The sequence below is a fragment of the Rhizobium sp. IY2 genome, from assembly GCF_047532935.1.
In the GTDB taxonomy this organism is placed as follows: Bacteria; Pseudomonadota; Alphaproteobacteria; order Rhizobiales; family Rhizobiaceae; genus Rhizobium; species Rhizobium anhuiense.
Genome location: NZ_JBLKNU010000007.1, coordinates 33,514 through 51,467, shown reverse-complemented (window position 1 = coordinate 51,467; position 17,954 = coordinate 33,514). Strand labels below are relative to the sequence as shown.

Genomic DNA, 17,954 nt, shown 5'->3' with positions numbered 1-17,954 from the left:
CTGAGCGGGATCCCGAGACCGAAGGCAGCGGCGATATTCCGGAAAACTGGTAAACGGCTTTTTTACATCCCGGAACAAATCGTTAAATTTTTTTCGATACAAAAGTTGTCAGCCAAACCGGTATGAGGCCGGACCTTCGATGGGGACTTTCAATGCGTCGTCCAAACATAAAATCGAGTTTGCTGTTGATTTTCAGCGGCATAGCTCTTCTTTTCGGCCTTGTCGCCTATCTCGCGGTCGACGGCCTTCGAAAGACGAACGGCTCCACTGAAGAAATTGCTGCCCATTGGCTGCCGAGCGTGCAGGCTTCGCAGGCGATCAATCTCGCCATGACCAATTTGCGCCTTGCCTATCGTGATCACATCATCGCGCAATCGGATGCGGAAAAGAAAACCCGCGAAGAGGCCATCAAAGTCGCCGAGGATACCGTCGGCAAATCGGTGGACGCCTATCTTTCGCTGGCTTCATCCGAGCACGAGCGCGACCTGATCAAGACGATCAAAGAGAGCGTTGGAGGCTACATCGCCAGCAGCTCGCAGTTGCTCGCCCTTTCCCGCGCCAACAAGACCGAAGAAGCCGGGCAATATCTGGGCGGGGAGATGCGCTCCTATTCGGACAAGCTCAAGGAAGCCACCACGACCCTGGTCGAATTGGACGTCAGCGGCAGCAACAAGGCTGCCGAACTCAGCAAGGAAACCTTCGACTCCATAGAATTCTACCTGCTTGCCACAATCGGCGTTGCAGGACTGCTCGTTCTCGGCGCCGTCGCCTTCGTGCTGACCGGCATCGCCAACCCGATTACCGGCATCACCGCCGCGATGCGGCGGCTGGCCGAGGGAGACACCGCTTCGAAGATTCCGTTTGCCGACCGCGCCGACGAAATCGGATCGATGGCGGGCGCGGTGGAGATCTTCCGCCAGGCCGCGATCACGAACAAGCGCATGGAAACGGAAGCCGAGGAAAGCCGCAACAGGGCGGAAGGCGATCGCATTGCCGCTCAGCAGCAGGCGGAAGCCGACGCCTCGGAGCGGCTGCGCATCGCCACCTCGGGTCTCGCCGCCGGTTTGAAGCGACTGGCCGCAGGCGACCTCGCCTTCCAGCTCAACGAGGCCTTCGCCCCCGACTTCGAGGCGCTGCGCCATGACTTCAACCAGTCCGTCAACCAGCTTGGCGCGACGCTGAGAGCAATTTCCGAAAGCATCGGCACGATCGACGAAGGCACGCGGGAAATCTCCTCAGGGGCGAGCGATCTTTCGAAGCGTACGGAACAGCAGGCGGCCTCGCTCGAAGAGACGGCGGCAGCGCTGGAAGAGATCACGGCAAACGTATCGAACTCCAGCAAGCGAACCGAGGAGACGCGTACGGTCGCCACGGAGGCAAATCGCAGTGCCGGGGTCTCCGCGGAAGTGGTCTCCCACGCCGAAGAGGCGATGGAGCGGATCGAGACCTCGTCGCAGCAGATTTCCAACATCATCAGCGTCATCGACGAAATCGCCTTCCAAACCAACCTTCTGGCGCTCAATGCCGGCGTCGAAGCGGCAAGAGCCGGCGAGGCCGGTAAGGGCTTTGCCGTGGTCGCCCAGGAAGTGCGCGAACTCGCACAGCGCTCGGCAAGCGCTGCCAAGGAAATCAAGGGCCTGATCCAGAACTCCTCGAAGGAAGTGGAAAGCGGCGTCAAGCTGGTGCGCGATACCGGCCAGGCCCTGAAGACCATTGGCGGCTTCATCACCCAGATCAATCACCATATGGATTCGATCGCCACCTCTGCGAAGGAACAGTCCATCGGGCTGAGCGAAGTCAATGTTGCGGTCAACCGGATGGACCAGACGACGCAACAGAATGCGACCATGGTGCAACAGTCGACGGCGGCATCCGATTCGCTGGCGCAGCAAGCCCAGAAGCTTCGCGAACTTATCGCCCAGTTCAGGCTCGACGATGGGGCCTCCAGCCAGTCCGCAGCCCTTCGCTCGACGGCCAGAACGATGGGGCAGCCCTCTGCCCGTTCAACCATGCATGCGGTCGCCGCACGCCGCTAAAACACATGGCGGCAGGAAATCGGATATGAAAGGCGCCCGGCAATTGCCGGGCGCCTTTTCATTCGGTCATGACGCGAAGGCGGGATTGCGGCGCGCGCCCATTCTCAACACGAAATAGATCGCCCCGCCGATGGCGACGCCGAAGAACCAGCCGTAGGTGCCCCACCAGTCCGGAAGGATGGACGTGAAGGTCGGCAGGATCGAGGAGAACAGCGCCCCCACGGCAAATGCGACGAAGGCGCTGCCGTGCCATCCGCTCTGGAACCGGAACTCGCCATTCTCATGGTAGAGCGCCTCAACATTCAGCTGGCTTTTCCGGATAAGGTAATAGTCCACCATCATGATGCCGAAGATCGGCCCCATCGTCGATCCGATGAAATTGACGAAATGCGCCGCACCCGTCTCCCAGGGAGCAAACGGGTAAAGCACGAGAGCGATCAGGGCGGCGATATATCCCCCGCGTTTGAAGTTGATCTGCCGCGGGAAGACATTGGCGAAGTCGAAGGCCGGCGACACGAAGTTCGCGACGACGTTGATGCCGAGCGTTGCGATCGCAAATGTCAGCGCCGCAAGCAGCGCCAGGAACCAGCTGTCGAATTTCGCCGATATCATTTCGGGATGTAGCAAGACCTCGCCATAGACTGTGAAGGCGGCCGTGGTCGTAACACCCGCGACGAGGCAGAACGCCAGGAGATTGATCGGCAGCCCCCAGAGGTTGCCTTTCCGCAGCGCCTTTTCGCTCGTGGCATAGCGCGAGAAATCGCAGAAGTTCAGGTAGAGCGCCGCGAAATAGGTGATCCAGGTGGCCGCCACGGCGGCAAGCGCCGCGATCGAGCCGGGTTCACCCGGCACGCCGGCATCCTTGGTCTTCTCGATCAGCACTTCGCGCGGGATTTCGGAACCGAAAGAGAAGGTGCCGGATTTGACGACCAGATAGACTGCGAGGATCAGCATCATGATCCAGACGGCGGGACCGGCCCAATCCTGGAATTTGCGAACCGTTTCCATCCCCCGCTGGATGATCAGTAATTGCAAACCCCAGACGATGACGTAGCAGATGACTTCGAGGGTCGAGTGGCCGAGCAGGTGGCTGTTCTGATGGAAGGCGAGCAGGCTTTCGTTGCGGATCAGCAAGGCGACGATAGCGCCGGACGCGGCCGCGGTTTGCGCCCCATACCAGAAGCAGGCGACCACCGCGCGGACCAGTGCCGGAACATTCGCCCCGAATGTGCCGAAGGAGGCGCGCGCCAGAACCGGAAAGGGTACGCCGGTACGCACGCCGGCATTGCCGACCAGGCTCATCAGAAAGAAGATGACGAGGGATCCGATGCCGATGGCGATGACGAAATTGACGAAGCTGCCGCACAGCAGGAACAGGCTCGCCGCCAGATAATAGCCCCACAGGCTGTGGACATCAGATGTCCAGACATTGAAGATGCTGAATGCACCCCATTTGCGCTCCTCGGCGGGTGCAAGATCCTCGTTATACAACGAGGGAGACGGATTTCGTACGCTCATGAATGCCCTCCCATATCCTCGAGGTCAATTTGACCACAGGCGGAAGTCTGCTCTTCATTTGGGCATCTGACAATTTGATAGTCACATTGTACACATCTCTTGGCGATGCCTGAGGATTAGCCATCGCCGCCGGCTCTTGCTTCAGTCCATTCATTGCGCGCCGACGACACGTCCGGCCAGGCGAAACGGACTTGCCACCGCGGCGCCGGCGGCATCGAAGACATAGGCACCAACATCACCGGCGGTCGAACGCCGCCCGCTTTCGAAGGAGGCGAGCTGCGCGCCGAACTTGGCGAGCGATGCATAGCGGTCATGCCCCAGCCCGTCGGAGGCCTGGATCGAAGTGATGTCGATGACCCGAAGCCTTTCCTTCAAGGCAGCCTCCTCGATGACGGGATCGTCGATATCGAGGCGCCCGACGCGCGGCCGCTCCCCCGCAATGAAGCTCGAAGCCACGAGCGCCCGGTCGTCCTTCGAGACGAGAAGGGATATCGGGAGCGGCATGCGCCCGATATCCTTCAGCTGGGATCGGAAGACATCGACGTCGATGTCAGGGGCGGCCAGGATTACCGCCAGCTTGGCGATGACGTCATCGCGATGTTCCAGCTTGAGCTGACGCACCGTTTCCATGACCAGGAACCCGCCCATGCTGTGGCCGAAAAGAATGATGCGTTTCACCTTCCCGGAAGCCGAAAGCGATCTGACGAGGGCATCGAGGTCGCTGCGCGAGGAGAGCGCCGCATCCCGGTCGGCGACATAGCCGGCAACGGCCGCAGCCGAGGGCCAGGAAAACAGGATCGGTGCACCCGGAATGTTGGCGTCCGCGGCGATCTGGGCGGTGCGATAGAGCGCCTCCTGGTAGCTGTAGTTGTAGCCATGCACGAAGATGCCGACGGTGCCGTCGGGTTGCACGGAGGCGAGCGCCTGGTGCACGAAGGCGTCCTTCGGCAGCTGCTTGCGCTCGACGACCGCAAATTGGCGTTCGGGATCCGGTTTTGCGCTGGGGTAAGTGATGGCGGTATTCTTCCTGCCGGAAGGGACCGAAAATGCGTACTGCTCGTAGGTGAGATTGTCAGCCCATGCACTGCCGAAGCCGCCCCGCACACTGTCGGGAGTTCTGTTGGTCGCGGCAAGAACGCTCACGCGATCCGGTGCGACGTCATCCGCATGAGAGGCTTCATCGCGATGACCCGCCAGATGGACCGGGTTCAAGACCTCTGGCGAGGGCCTCGTGGCGCAACCGGCGAGCACTGCCAGACCGATCGTGGCCAGCATCGCCGGCGCGCCCTTCGGAAGCCATTTCAAACGCAGTTCCGTCATCGAGCCGTCCCCTCGGAGACCAGGAGATGCAGCGGCCGCCCTGGCGGCCGCATGCGATATTCGGGGACACGCGTGCTCATGCTTCTGCAACGGCGTCGGCCTGGACGTCTTCATCGCGCGGGATCCGGAACCAGGCGACATAGAGCGCAGGCAGGAACAGCAGGGTGAGCGCGGTGCCGACGACGATGCCGCCCATCATGGCGTAGGCCATCGGCCCCCAGAAGATTTCGCGCGAGATCGGGATCAGCGCGAGGGTGGCGGCGGCGGCCGTCAGCATGATCGGCCGCATGCGGTGTTCGGTGGCTTCGATGACCGCCTTCCATGGCGCCATTCCTTCGCTGCGCAGATGCTCGATCTGGACGACCAGGATAACCGAGTTGCGGATCAGGATGCCGATCAGCGCCAGCACGCCGAGGATCGCGACGAAGCCCATGGGGGCGTTGCTTAGCAAGAGTGCTGCGACCACGCCGATCAGGGCCGTCGGCGCGACGGCGAACACCAGGAAGAGACGGCTGAAGCTCTGCAGCTGGATCATCAGGATCGTCGCCATCGTAAAGAGCATCAGCGGAGCGACCGCAGCGATCGGCCCTTGGGCTTCCGCGCTGGATTCGACCGCGCCACCCACTTCCACCTTGTATCCCACCGGAAGGTTCTTCTGGAACTCCTCGACCTTCGGCTTCAGCTGGTCGACGATGGTGGCCGGCTGTGTCGAACCGATGACGGCAGCCTTGAGCGTGATGGTGGGTTGCCGGTCACGACGCCAGATCGTCGGCTGCTCGAGTTCGTAGCGGAAGTTCGCCACGGCCGAAAGAGGCACGACCTTGCCGTTGGAGGTGGAAAGCTGCAGGTTCTGCAGCGTCTGGATGGAGTCCCGTTCGGATGCCCTGGCTCGCCCGATGACGTTGACCAGATAGATATCGTCGCGGACCTGCGTTGCCGTCGAGCCTTCGACGATGCCGTTGAGGGCGGTGGCAATATCCTCCGAGGAAACGCCGAGCTGGCGCGCCTTGTCCTGCAGCACGTCGACCTTCACCACGCGGGACGGCTCGTTCCAGTCCAGGACCATGTTCGACAGCAGCGGATGCGAGCCGACGACGCCGGCAAATTGCTGCGAGATGTCGCGAACCTTTTGAATATCGGGGCCGCTGATCCGGTACTGAACCGGCTTGCCCACCGGCGGGCCGATGTCGAGAAGCTTCACGAAGGCGTCGGTGCCGGGGAAGGTTTTTGTCAGATAGTCCTGCAGCTCCGCCCGCACCTTGTCGCGCACCTCGAGCCCTTTCGTGACGATGATCGTCTGTCCGAAGGTGACATCGGGTGTCTGCACGTCGAAAGACAGGATGAAGCGGGGCGCACCCTGGCCGACATAGGTCGTCCAGTGATCGATATCCTTATTGTCGGCCAGCATCTCCTTTTCGAACTTGGCCATCTGCCTGTTGGTCTCGGCGATCGAGCTGTTGTGGGGAAGATTCCAGTCGATCACGAGCTCGGTTCTGTCCGAGTTCGGGAAGAACTGCTGCTGCACCAGCCCCATGCCGCCGACCGAAAGGCCGAAGACGCCGACCGTGAGGATGATGGTGACCCAGCGCCAGCGCATCGCCAGCCCCAGAAGCCAGGAGAAGATCGAGGCGAAGCGCCCCTTCTTCTCATGATGCGACTTCATGGTCTTCGGCAGGATCGTGACGCCGAGAAGCGGAGTAAACAACACCGCCACCACCCAGGAAACGATCAGCGACACCGCGATGACCACGAACAGCGTGAAGGTGAATTCGCCGGCGGCGCTGCTGTTGAGACCAACCGGAATGAAGCCCGCGACGGTGACGAGCGTTCCCGTCAGCATCGGAAAGGCGGTCGACGTGTAGACGTAGGTGGCGGCTTTCCTGAGATCGTCGCCCGCCTCCAGGCGGGCAACCATCATCTCGACGGCGATCATCGCGTCATCAACGAGCAGTCCGAGCGCGATGATGAGCGCGCCGAGCGAGATACGCTGAAGCGAAATGCCGGAATATTCCATCACCACGAAGGTGATGGCGAGCACGAGAGGTATGGAGATCGCCACCACCATGCCGGCGCGAAGACCGAGACTGATGAAGCTGATGACGAGCACGATGACGATTGCTTCGAAGAGTGCGCGGGTAAAGCCGGACACCGCTTCGTCGACGACGGCAGGCTGGTCGGAAACGCGGTGGACGTCCACGCCGATCGGAAGATCGGCGACGACGCGCTTCATCTGTGCGTCCAGCGCCTCGCCGAATTCCAGGAGATTGGCGCCCTGCTTCATGCCGATGGCAAGCCCGATGGCGGGCTGGCCCTTGAACCGGAACAGCGACGAGGGCGGATCGACGTAGCCGCGTTTGATCGTGGCGACATCGGTCAACGGGAAGAAGCGGTCGTTGATCCTGAGGTTGATCGTCCGGAGGCTTTCCTCGGAAGTGAACTGTCCGCTCACCCGCAGGGCGATGCGCTCCGGCCCGGCATCGACGAAGCCGGACTGGGTGACGGCATTCTGCGCCTGCAGGGTCTGGATGACCGACTGCTGGTCGATGCCGAGTGCTGCGATCTGGCGCGTGGAGAACTCCAGATAGATCGCCTCGTCCTGAGCGCCGATCACATCGACCTTGCCGACGTTGGGCACGGTCAGAACCTCGGAGCGGGCATTTTCGACGAGATCGCGAAGCTGCCGCTGGGTCAGTCCGTCGCTCGTGAAGGCGTAGATATTGCCGAACACGTCGCCGAAGCGATCATTGAAGAAGGGACCGACGACCCCGCTCGGGAAATCGCCCTTGATGTCGGCGATCATGTTGCGGATGCGCAGCCAGGTCGGTGCGACATCCCTGGCCTTGGTCGTCGGCAGCAGTTCGACGAAGACGGTCGTCTGGCCGGCAACGGTCTCGCTCTTGGTGTAGTCGAGCGATTCCAGTTCCTGGAGCTTTTTCTCGATCCTGTCGGTCACCTGCCGCGTCACCTCTTCGGCGGAGGCGCCGGGCCACTGGGCGGTGATCACCATCGTCTTGATCGTGAAGTTCGGGTCTTCCTCGCGGCCGAGGTTCAGATAAGAGAAGGTGCCTGCGAGAATGAAGACGATCATGAAGTACCAGACGAGCGAACGGTGTTCGAGCGCCCAGTCGGAAAGGTTGAAGGACTTCACTGGCTGATCTCCTGGTCGATCCTGATGGTCTGGCCATCTTCAAGTTTATGCACGCCTGCCACGACCACCCGTTCTCCAGCGGCGATCCCTTCGGTGACGCGGACGGTACCGCCGTCTTCGACGTCGCCGTCGATCGTCACGCGGCGCAGCGATACCTTTTTGGCCGGCGCGTCGACGATCCAGACGCTCGGGCCGTCGCTGCCGACAAGGATGGCAGAGGAAGGCAGAACGATCTGCGGATCGGCGGCAATGGTTGCCGAGGCCGAGATGACGGAGCCGAGCCTGAAAGTTTCAGGCGGATCGCTGAGCGCGATCTTGGTTCTGCTCGTGCGGGTGGCGGTCTCCGCCTCCGGCGCGATCTCGCGCACCACCCCGGATGTGCGGATGGTCGGATCGAGCTGCAGCGTCACTTCGAAAGGCGCGCCGATTTTCAGTTTCTGGGCGGCTGCCTGTGGCACATCGACCACGGCGTCGCGCCTGTCCGGCCGGGCGATGGTCACGACCGTCTGGCCGGCCGAGACGACCTGTCCGACCTCGGCCGAGGTCGCCGTCACCACGCCATCGAATTCCGCCTGAAGCTGCGCGTAGCCGAGCTGCTCCTTGGCCTTGTCGAGGTTGGCCTGCGCCTTGGCGACGGCGGCCGCGGCCGTCCGTCTCGCCTGCTCGGCCTCTTCGAGCGAGGCTTCCGTGCCGGAACGCGACTCCACCAGCGCCCGCTGGCGCTGCTCCGTGGTCACCGCGTTTCTGAGCTGGGCGTCGCTGTTCTCCACGTCCGACTGTGCGTTACGCACGGCAAGCTCCAGCGCCAGCGGATCGATGGCGGCGACGACGTCGCCCCGCTTGACGATATCCCCGACATTGACATTGCGGGCGATCATCCGCCCGAGAATCCGGAAGCCGAGTTCGGTCTCGATCGTCGGTTCGATCGTGCCGGTCAGGCTGAGGCTCGAAACGGACGTCTGTTTGACTGTCATCGACAGCACGGGACGGGGCGCATCCTCCTTGCTTTCCTCCTGCTTCGTGCAGGAGGAAATCAGGGCCGTACCCATCATCAGGGCGACTATCTTGGGACGAATACTCACTTGGAAGCTTCCTTGACATAAGACACGATTTCAGCCGGCCTGAGGAACTTGGTCCCGTCGGTCACCACGACGTCACCCGCCGACACGCCTGATTTGACGATGAAGCTGCCGGTCTCGTAGCCGGCGACATCCACAGCCCTTGCCGAAACCGCAGAGGATGCGGGATCGACGATCCAGACGGCCGGCTTGCCGTCCTTGGACGTCATGGCGGACCAGGGAAGCTGGATGACGTTCTGCGAGACGTAATTGAATCTCCCGACGACGGGAGCGCCGAGGGGAATGGGCGCGTCGCTCGATATCGCAACCTTGACCTTGATGGTTCCGGTGGAGGAATCGATGGTCGGCGAAATCTCGCGCACCTTCGCCGCGATCTTCTGTGAAGGGTCCGACAGAAGGGTCACAGTTCCGTCGCCGTCGATCGGGCGTAGGAACGCGCTTTCGACCACCTCGAAGACGGCATCCCGGTCGCCGTCATGGGCAAGGGTGAAGACGACCTGCGCGGCCTGCGCCACCTGCCCGACCTCGGCATTGCGGGCGGTGATCATCCCGTCGGCATCCGCCTTCAGCTCCGTGTAGGACAAAGTGTCCTGAGCCGTTTCCAACAGCGCCTGCGCCGACTTCGTCGATGCCTGCGCGGTCAGAAGCGCCTCCTGCGCCTGGTCGAGCGCCGCGCGCGTCGTCACCTGCGTTCGAAATAGGCTCTGCTGGCGGTCATAGGCGAGCTGTGCCTGGGTCTGCTGGGCTTCAGCCGACTGAAGATTGGCAGCCGCCACATCCAGTTCGGCCTTCTGCTCTTCCGGATCGATCCGCGCCAGCAACTGCCCCGCCTTCACGGACTGTCCGACTTCCACCAGCCGTTCGATGATCTTGCCGCTGACACGGAAGGACAGATCGGTCTGGACACGTGCGCGAACTTCCCCGGTGATCGCACCGCCCTCAACCAGCGGCTCGGGTTTGGCGACGACGACGGTGACCTGCCGCGGGGTGGACTCAGTCGGCCCGCCCGCATCGCTGCATGATCCGAGACCGATGGCGCATACGATCGCTGTGGCGACCAGAATGGTTCTCATAGTTGACCTCTTGCTCTCAACGGCAGCTGCTATATAATTGACTGACGCATTAGTCAATGAAACTTTGTGCCGCAGGGGACGAGGCGCGCACGACACGGGAGGCAAGGAAAAAAATGGCAACTCCGAAGAAACTCACACGCGCGGAACAGAAAGCGCTGCGGCCCATCCAGATCCTGGATGCGGCCTTCGAAGAATTCGTCAGAAGCGGTTTTTCGGGCACGCGTGTGGAAGACATCGCCGAAAGGGTCAACGTCACCAAAGGCACGGTCTATGTCTACTTCGAGACGAAGGAGAAGCTTTTCGAAGCGATGATCCACCATTTCTCCGTGCCGTTTCAGGAGTTGCTGGAGACGGCCGAGGGCCTCAGCGGCAGCGCTACCGACAGGCTGCTTTCCATTCTCGGCCTGCTTTACGAGCAAATTGCCGAGGATCGCACGACCCGCGAATTGACGCGGCTCGTCATATCCGAAGGGCAGCGGTTTCCCGACCTGATCGACCGCCACCATGATGAGTTCATTGCGCCGATCATCGCCAAGGTCGACGGCCTCATTCTGGAGGGCGTGGCGTCGGGGGAATTTCGGGCAATTCCGGTGGAATTCTCCGACATCGTGGTCGCACCCATCCTGACGACGACGGTTCTCAGGCTTATATTCGACGACCGCCGCGAGCCGCCCCCCAACAAGGAGGCCTTCCTGCGGGCCTATTTCGACCTGCTGCTGCACGGCCTGCTGGCCAAGCCTCACTGATCACAGAATGACGAAAAATACCGCGCAAAGCGCATAGCTTTTCTCAAGTTTTTATGTGAAAACATCGAGTTAGCGATGCCTTCGAAGGCATAGCCTCAATTCGTGACGGAAAAAGTGGAACGCAAAGTCAATCTCAAGGATGTCGCGCGCGATGCCGACGTGTCGCTGAGCACGGCCTCGCACGCGCTGAACGGAACCGCGCCGCTGACGATCGAGGTGCGCGAGAGGGTTCTCGACTCGGCCAAACGCCTGGGTTACCTCGACCGCCGGAGGAAGAAGGCGACGATCGCGGCCTTGCGCGTTCTGCTGCTTGCCATTCCCGACGACGCCGCGCCGCAGAGCGATCTCAACCTGGTGAGCTGGACGATCCTCAACGGCCTTCGACGGGAGTGCGAGCGCCGCGGCATCAGGATCGTGCCTTTCGTCAGCACCGGCCGGCGCATCGACGGCGCTCAGGTCAGGCAGATCGCGCTCGCCGAGCGTGCCGACGGCATCGTGGTCCTGAACGACGATCAGCCGGAACTGATCCGAAGCCTCGCCTTCCCCGACATGCCCGTCGTCCTCGTCAACGGTGAAGATCCGGCCATGCTGGTCGATACGGTCACGCCCGAAAACCGTTTCGGCGCGCGGCTCGGCATCGAGCACCTGCTGGGGCTCGGGCATCGCCGCATCCTACACCTGACCTGGAAGGGCCGCACCACGATCCAGCGCCGGTATGACGGCTTTTCCGATGCCTATCTCGCCGCCCAGCTTCCCGTGCCGGAGGATATGATCGTCGAGGCCGAAGGATATGAGCCGAGGCACGGCGAGGCTGCCATCAACGCGCTGCTCGACCGCGATCCCACGATGAAAGGAGCGACGGCCGTCTTCTGCGCCGCCGACAATCTGGCGCTCGGCTGTTTGAAGGCCTTGGCCGATCGCGACATCCATGTGCCCGAAGCGATTTCCGTCCTCGGCTTCGACGACATCGTCCCCGGCGAATTCAGCCGTCCGCCGCTTTCGACGATCAGCGTTCCCACCGACAGGCTCGGCGCCGCCGCTTTGGCGCTCATCGAGCAGCGGCTGATCGCCAACGACCCGCAGCGGCCGGCCCATCGCCTGGAGCTCGGATGCCATCTCGTCTTGAGGGGTAGCGTCGCGCCGCCGCGCTAATGTCTAGTTCCGGGCACTAGGCTGAATTCCCGGCATTTTCGTAAAACGGAATTGGAGAGATCCAGGCGATCACGTGCGAACCTCTGTGCCTAGGCGACGGTGCGTGTCGCTCGAAAAATGGCCGGCCGCCTTGGGGGCCTCGCACAACAAAGACCGAAGCGCGCCGCATGAAACAAGTTCAATGCGACGCGCTTCAGTCGGGAGGAAGACGCAGTATGGGTTCTCCGACGGGGCGAGGAGATCTTTCTCCCCGCCTTGCCGTTCACTTCATCCCTGTTCCGGCAATGCCTGTGGTGATGTACTTCTGCAGGAACAGGAAGACGACCGTGACAGGCAGCAGGCTGAGGAACGTCATTGCCAGGATATAATGCCACTGCACAGAGAACTCGCCCTGGAACGCGTTCAGACCGACCTGCAGCGTGAAATTCTCGCGGCTGTTGAGGACGATGAGCGGCCAGAGGAAATCGTTCCAGCGCCAGAGCACGGAAAAGATCGCCAGCACCGCCAGTGCCGGCGCCGTCAGCGGCAGGATGATACGCCAGAAGATGCAGAATTCGCTCGCCGCATCGACGCGCGCCGCCTCTATCAGCTCATCGGGTATGGTCAGCATATATTGCCGCAGCAGGAAGACGGCGGTCGGAGAGGCGACCGTCGGCAGGATGACGCCCCAGAGATTATCGGCGAGCCCGACCCCGACGATAACGAGATAGGCCGGCACCATGACGACGGCGAGCGGGATCATCAGGGTTGAAATGATGATGACGAAGACCGCGGTGTCGCCTGCAAATTTGTATTTCGACAGGGCAAAGGCCGCCATGGCGTTGACGATCAGCGTCAGCAGCGTTGCGACGAAGGTGACGAAGACCGAATTCTTGAGGAAGGTCAGGAAGTTGAAGCGCGTCAGCGGATCGGTGTAATTTTCCGTGGCGACCGTCAGCTTCTGCACCGGCGTCAGCCCCTTCACGTCGACGCTGACGGGCTGTCCCGGATTTGCGGGGTCGACCATCTGGGCCTTGAGGCCGATGCGCCGAACCATGGCCATTTCGCGCTGTTGGCCGTCAACGGTGACCTGCCAGAGGCTGAGCGGCTTGTCGAAGCCGGGTACGGTCTGCTCCACGGCGGCCCGGGGAAGCAGGGTCGGTGGAAACCGGGTAATTTCGGCCGCCGGCTTCAGCGAGGAGAGGCCCGCCCAGAGGACGGGAACCAGCACCGCGAAGGTTCCGCCGATCAGCCAGACCCATGACAATATGTCGGTTATATCGATGCGTCCGGCCCGGCGGGTGCGCGTGAGAAAACTGATCGGATTCATACGGCTGTTCATCTCAGGACTCCATTCGCTTGCCGATGCGCAGCTGTATGAGGGTGAGGACCAGAAGCACCAGCCCCATCAGAACCGATGCGGCGGATGCGAGACCGAAGAGACGGAGATCGCTGCCGAATGCCATCTGGTAGATATATTGCACGATGAAGCTGTTGGCCGTGCCGGGACCGCCGCCATTGGTCAAAACCCAGGCCTCGTCGAAGATCTGGACCGATTTGATCATCAAAAGAATGAACACGACCAAGAGATTCGGGGCCAGCAGGGGAAGCGTGATCCTGAAAAGCGTGCGGCGCGGTGAAGCAGCATCGATGGAGGCAGCCTCGTAAAGCTCCTTCGGAATAGCCTGAAGGCCGGCGAGCAGGATGAGGGTATAAAAACCCATGTGAAACCAGACCGAGACCACGACGACGAAGAAGCGTGACCAGCCGACGTCGAGCAGGAAGATCTCAGGGGGAACGCCGATCATCTGGAAGAAGGCGTTCAGGAGCCCGTTGCGATCGAGGAACCATTTCCAGATGAGGCCGATGACGACGGGAGACAGCAGAACGGGATAGAAAAACATCGCCCGGAAGAAGCCGCGCGCGACAATCGCCCGATTGAGGATCAGTGCCGTGATCAGCGCCACCAGCAAGGTGGCGACGACATTGAGGGCCACGAACCAGAGCGTGTTCCACACAGCCGTCCAGAACAGCGATTCCTGGCAGGTTCCCGGCTGCAGATAATTGCCGCAGGAAAGCAGTGTGCGGAAATTATCCAGGCCGACGAAGGGCCGCTCCGAGACGAAAAGGTTCGTGCCGCCGGTGAAGGCGTAACCGATCGCGATCGCGATCGGAAGGAACGTGAAAATGGCGAACAGAACGAGGTTCGGCGCCAGGAACAGCCATGGCATGCGTTTACGGCCGAAGATGCGCTCGACCACATTCATCGGGGCTTCGACCACCCGCATCGCCGTTTCGCCTGCCTGGGTCAGCAATGCACCTGCCTTGAGCGCCGCCATGTTCAGCGCCTCCCCTGTCCGGGCCGCCGGGCAAAAGCCAGGCCACTTTCGGGATCGAACAGGTGAACCCGTCCCGGGGCGGCGTCGATCAGGATGTGATCACCCGACGCCGGCGCGAAATGGCCGGCCTCATGAATGATGATTTGCTCATCCTGGCCTGCAAGGTTGCCGTAGACATAGGTTTCTGTGCCGAGGCCCTCGTGATACTGGACGATGAACGGCAGACCTTGCTCGCCGGAGCGTGAAAAATGCGCGGGCCGGATGCCGGCGAGAACGGCCTGCCCGACCGCAATCCCCGCAGGATCGACATCGCTGACGATTTTGCCGCCGTTGCCGACATCGATCGCGACGCCGTTTTCGCCGATGCCTGATACCTTGCCCTTGATGATGTTCATGCGCGGCGAACCGAGGAAGCCGGCGACGAACAGATTGCGTGGGCTATCGAACAGGTCCAGCGGCGCGCCGACCTGCTCGACCCGCCCGGCGCGCAGCACGACGATCTTGTCGGCCATCGTCATCGCCTCGACCTGGTCATGGGTGACATAGATCATCGTCGTCTTGATGTCGCGGTGGAGCTTGGTGATCTCGGCGCGGGTCTGGACGCGCAAGGCGGCGTCGAGATTCGACAGCGGCTCGTCGAAGAGGAAAATGTCCGGTTCGCGCACGATGGCCCTGCCGATCGCCACGCGCTGACGCTGGCCGCCCGAAAGCTGCTTCGGACGCCGGTCCAGGTAGGGTTCGATCGCCAGCATCCTGGCGGCTTCGGCAATCCGCGCCTCGATCTCGGCGCGCTTGAACTTCAGGTTCTCCAGGCCGAAAGCGAGGTTCTTGCGAACGCTCATATGCGGATAGAGCGCATAGGACTGGAAGACCATCGCGATCTTGCGCTCGGCCGGCGAGAGCGCGCTGACGTCGCGGCTCCCGATCGCGATTGCGCCCGTCGTCACCTCTTCGAGACCGGCGATGACGCGCAACAGGGTCGACTTGCCGCATCCCGACGGACCGACGAAGACGACGAACTCGCCGTCCTTGATATCGAGCTCGACGTCATGCAGGACTTTGACAGAGCCATACGACTTGTTGACGTTGGAAAGCTTCAGTTCTGCCATGCCCCACTCCCATCAGGTGCCGCCGTTTCGAAGACGGCGTCGTTTTTGTTCCAGCCTTGCGGCAGCGGTGTCGGTCTTGTGATCCGCACCTCGTTCATCAAGATCCCGGTGACATCAGCCACGTAGACGGCCGGCATTCCTCCCGGATAGTTCTCAAGGCCGATCACCCGCCCGTCCGACCCGCGGGTCCAGGCATTGGCGCGGCCGCCGCCATCGGCTTTCGGGGAAAGGTCGGCGTTCGTCGGGCGCAGGTCGTAGGATCGTGCCGTGCCGAGTTGCCCCGGCTGCTGGTCGATGGCGATACGCGCCAATGATGCGTTCCGGATGCCGGCCGACGAGGTCGAAATGACCGTGATCGCCCCCTCCATCCGGCCGGTGATGTCCTCGACGATGAGATTTTCGATGGCGCCTGCCGTGCGCTCCGCGATGCGGTCAACCACATTGACGGTCAGCGCCTCGCCTGAGCCCCAGAAACCATCGGGGGTCTCGCGGCATTCCACCGCAATTCGCGAGAACCTCACATTCGATATCCGGCCGCCATCGCGGGAAAATATGCCGAGCGCCCTGTTGGAGGATGAGACGTTGCAATCCTCGAACACGACGTTGGTGACGTCGCCATGGGTTTCCGTGCCGATCTTCAGCGCACAGCTGAGGCTCTGAACGGAGCAGCGGCGGACAAGAATGTTTTCGCATCGTCCGATGGCGACACGATCGGGGCCGATGCTCGTCTTCAGGCATACGCCGTCGTCGGCCGTCGATATCCGGCAGTCCTCGATCACGGCGCCGCGGCAGGCATCCAGCACGATACCATCCGTGTTGGGAAGGCGACGGTCGTTGTCGATGGTTACGTTGCTGACGACGACATCGGTGCAATTGACGAAATGCAGCGTCCACATCGGCGAGCGGCTAATATGGACAGAGCTGATCTCGACCTCGTCGCAGCCCTCGAATACTACGACGCGCGGACGAAACTCGGCCGGAATGAAGGTTCCGACGGTCTCGTCGTCTCCCACAATGAAGCTGTCGCAACCGGCTTCGATGCGCCCCGCCCCCGTCAGGCTGATCCGCCGTGCATCCCTAGCGACGATCATGCCGCGGTCCGACTTTTCGGCGATCACCGAAACACTCGTATGCGCATAGGCCTCGTAATCCGCAACGGGACGCAGGATCGCGCCGGCGGCCAGATGAAGGTCGATGCCGGACTTGAGCTGGAGCCCCCGGCAGACATGGATGCCGGCCATGAGCTCCACGCGTCCGCCGCCCGAAGCCGACAGGCCGTCGATGGCCGCCTGCAGGCGGACCGTATCGTCGCCCTCCGCCGGCTCGATCGCGACAAGAGACACGGGGCTCATTGGCGATCGCCGTTCTCGAGGACGACTTCCGTCAGCAACAGCATGGTCAGCGCCTGGCCGTAAGGCGTCGGCACGTTCGGGATGCGCCTGTAGAAATCGAGGTCATGCCCCATCGGCGTGCCGTCCGAGACGCCGTGGACCACACCTTCCTCGTCTATCTGCGCCAGCACTGCCGCAAGCGCCCGCTCCGCGTAGGCCTTGTCGCTATCGTCGAGAATGCCGGCATCGACGGCGCGCAATATGCCATAGGCAATGCCTGCCGTGGCCGAGGTTTCCAGCGGCGAGGACGGGTCGTCCAGAAGCGTCGTGAACATCCCGTCCGGCCGCTGGCATTCCTTCAGCGAGCGCACCTGGCTGACGAGGACGTTCGACAGAAAACGCCGGTCCTTCTCGCCGAGCGTCGGAACGAGATCGAAGAGCTCGGGGATGGCAACGGTGATCCAGGCATTGCCGCGCGCCCAGAAGGCATTGGCGAAATTGTGCCGCCCGTTGAAGGTCCAGCCGTGATACCAGAGGCCGCTGACCGGATCGGAGAGGTAGCGGGTGTGGATCACGAACTGATAGACGGCCTCGTCGATCCAGTCGCTGCGTTCGCAGAGCACGCCGGCCCGGGCGAGAAACAGGCAGGCCATGAAAAGCGTGTCGTCCCACAATTCGCCGTCGTTGAGGCGCTCCTTGACGACGTGCTGAAAACCGCCGTCTTCGGTCTTCGGCAATTCCTTGACGAGCCATTCGGCCCAGTCCTCGACAAGAGCGCGAAAATCGGGACGGTCGACATGCTGGACGAGGATCGCAAGCGGCAGCATCGGCGCCGTGCTGTTGATCTGGCGCGGCGGCAGGCCGCGTTCGATCTGGCCGGCATACCAGGCAACCAGCTCCTGCAGCGCTTTCTGGTCATCGGTGGCAATGGCGCGCCGCAGGAAACCGTAAAGACCGACGCCGACTTCCCAGTCCCATTCGTCGAACTGGATTCCCGAGGCGGAATTTCCGGTCACGAGACCTTCCTTGATGCCCTTGAGCCGGCTGAAAGCCGTTGCAACGCGATCGATCGTCGTCAGGAGAGCGGCGTTATCGACAGATGTTGTGTTCATGCTTGGAGACCT

General features: G+C 62.0%; 13 protein-coding genes. 3 read left to right on the top strand and 10 right to left on the bottom strand.

What is annotated here, in order from left to right:
• The first annotated feature begins 152 nt into the window (after window positions 1-152).
• On the top strand, window positions 153-2,036 hold the full coding sequence (locus tag ACMUVN_RS21145) for a methyl-accepting chemotaxis protein (RefSeq protein ID WP_414815433.1): 1,884 nt from the start codon (window positions 153-155) through the stop codon (window positions 2,034-2,036).
• A gap of 66 nt (window positions 2,037-2,102) precedes the next feature.
• Here the strand turns inward: ACMUVN_RS21145 and ACMUVN_RS21140 are convergent, their stop codons facing one another.
• From ACMUVN_RS21140 to ACMUVN_RS21120, 5 genes are all read right to left on the bottom strand, one after another.
• Window positions 2,103-3,554: an NCS1 family nucleobase:cation symporter-1 gene (locus tag ACMUVN_RS21140; RefSeq protein ID WP_183845424.1), complete on the bottom strand. Its 1,452-nt coding sequence runs from the start codon at window positions 3,552-3,554 to the stop codon at window positions 2,103-2,105.
• 150 nt (window positions 3,555-3,704) lie between these two features.
• A complete protein-coding gene (locus tag ACMUVN_RS21135; RefSeq protein WP_063473555.1) occupies window positions 3,705-4,874 on the bottom strand; it encodes an alpha/beta hydrolase in 1,170 nt (389 codons plus the stop codon).
• A 76-nt stretch (window positions 4,875-4,950) separates the two neighbouring features.
• Window positions 4,951-8,022 carry an efflux RND transporter permease subunit gene (locus ACMUVN_RS21130; protein ID WP_063473554.1) on the bottom strand — a complete coding sequence of 1,024 codons (3,072 nt, stop codon included), beginning with the start codon at window positions 8,020-8,022 and terminating at the stop codon, window positions 4,951-4,953.
• Window positions 8,019-9,104 carry an efflux RND transporter periplasmic adaptor subunit gene (locus ACMUVN_RS21125; protein WP_029868245.1) on the bottom strand — a complete coding sequence of 362 codons (1,086 nt, stop codon included), beginning with the start codon at window positions 9,102-9,104 and terminating at the stop codon, window positions 8,019-8,021. Before ACMUVN_RS21125 ends, ACMUVN_RS21130 begins: the two co-directional genes overlap by 4 nt.
• On the bottom strand, window positions 9,101-10,174 hold the full coding sequence (locus ACMUVN_RS21120) for an efflux RND transporter periplasmic adaptor subunit (protein WP_029868246.1): 1,074 nt from the start codon (window positions 10,172-10,174) through the stop codon (window positions 9,101-9,103). The genes ACMUVN_RS21125 and ACMUVN_RS21120 overlap by 4 nt, the downstream gene beginning before the upstream one ends.
• A gap of 113 nt (window positions 10,175-10,287) precedes the next feature.
• On the opposite strand from ACMUVN_RS21120, the gene ACMUVN_RS21115 reads away from it, so the two are divergent.
• Together ACMUVN_RS21115 and ACMUVN_RS21110 are read left to right on the top strand one after the other, a co-directional pair.
• Window positions 10,288-10,920: a TetR/AcrR family transcriptional regulator gene (locus tag ACMUVN_RS21115; protein WP_029868247.1), complete on the top strand. Its 633-nt coding sequence runs from the start codon at window positions 10,288-10,290 to the stop codon at window positions 10,918-10,920.
• A 102-nt stretch (window positions 10,921-11,022) separates the two neighbouring features.
• Window positions 11,023-12,072 (top strand): LacI family DNA-binding transcriptional regulator, encoded by a 1,050-nt coding sequence (locus ACMUVN_RS21110; protein WP_414815432.1) that lies wholly within the window; start codon window positions 11,023-11,025, stop codon window positions 12,070-12,072.
• A gap of 262 nt (window positions 12,073-12,334) precedes the next feature.
• On the opposite strand, the gene ACMUVN_RS21105 is transcribed toward ACMUVN_RS21110, so the two are convergent.
• Genes ACMUVN_RS21105 through ACMUVN_RS21085 form a run of 5 tightly spaced genes read right to left on the bottom strand, consistent with a single transcriptional unit; the run spans window position 12,335 to window position 17,942 of the window.
• On the bottom strand, window positions 12,335-13,381 hold the full coding sequence (locus ACMUVN_RS21105; protein ID WP_176707322.1) for a carbohydrate ABC transporter permease: 1,047 nt from the start codon (window positions 13,379-13,381) through the stop codon (window positions 12,335-12,337).
• A 13-nt stretch (window positions 13,382-13,394) separates the two neighbouring features.
• Window positions 13,395-14,390: a carbohydrate ABC transporter permease gene (locus ACMUVN_RS21100; RefSeq protein ID WP_029867877.1), complete on the bottom strand. Its 996-nt coding sequence runs from the start codon at window positions 14,388-14,390 to the stop codon at window positions 13,395-13,397.
• 2 nt (window positions 14,391-14,392) lie between these two features.
• A complete protein-coding gene (locus tag ACMUVN_RS21095) occupies window positions 14,393-15,499 on the bottom strand; it encodes a sn-glycerol-3-phosphate ABC transporter ATP-binding protein UgpC (protein ID WP_132575018.1) in 1,107 nt (368 codons plus the stop codon).
• Window positions 15,487-16,851 (bottom strand): glycoside hydrolase family 28 protein, encoded by a 1,365-nt coding sequence (locus ACMUVN_RS21090; RefSeq protein ID WP_029867879.1) that lies wholly within the window; start codon window positions 16,849-16,851, stop codon window positions 15,487-15,489. The genes ACMUVN_RS21095 and ACMUVN_RS21090 overlap by 13 nt, the downstream gene beginning before the upstream one ends.
• A complete protein-coding gene (locus ACMUVN_RS21085) occupies window positions 16,848-17,942 on the bottom strand; it encodes a glycoside hydrolase family 105 protein (protein WP_029867880.1) in 1,095 nt (364 codons plus the stop codon). Before ACMUVN_RS21085 ends, ACMUVN_RS21090 begins: the two co-directional genes overlap by 4 nt.
• Between the last annotated feature and the right edge of the window lie 12 nt (window positions 17,943-17,954).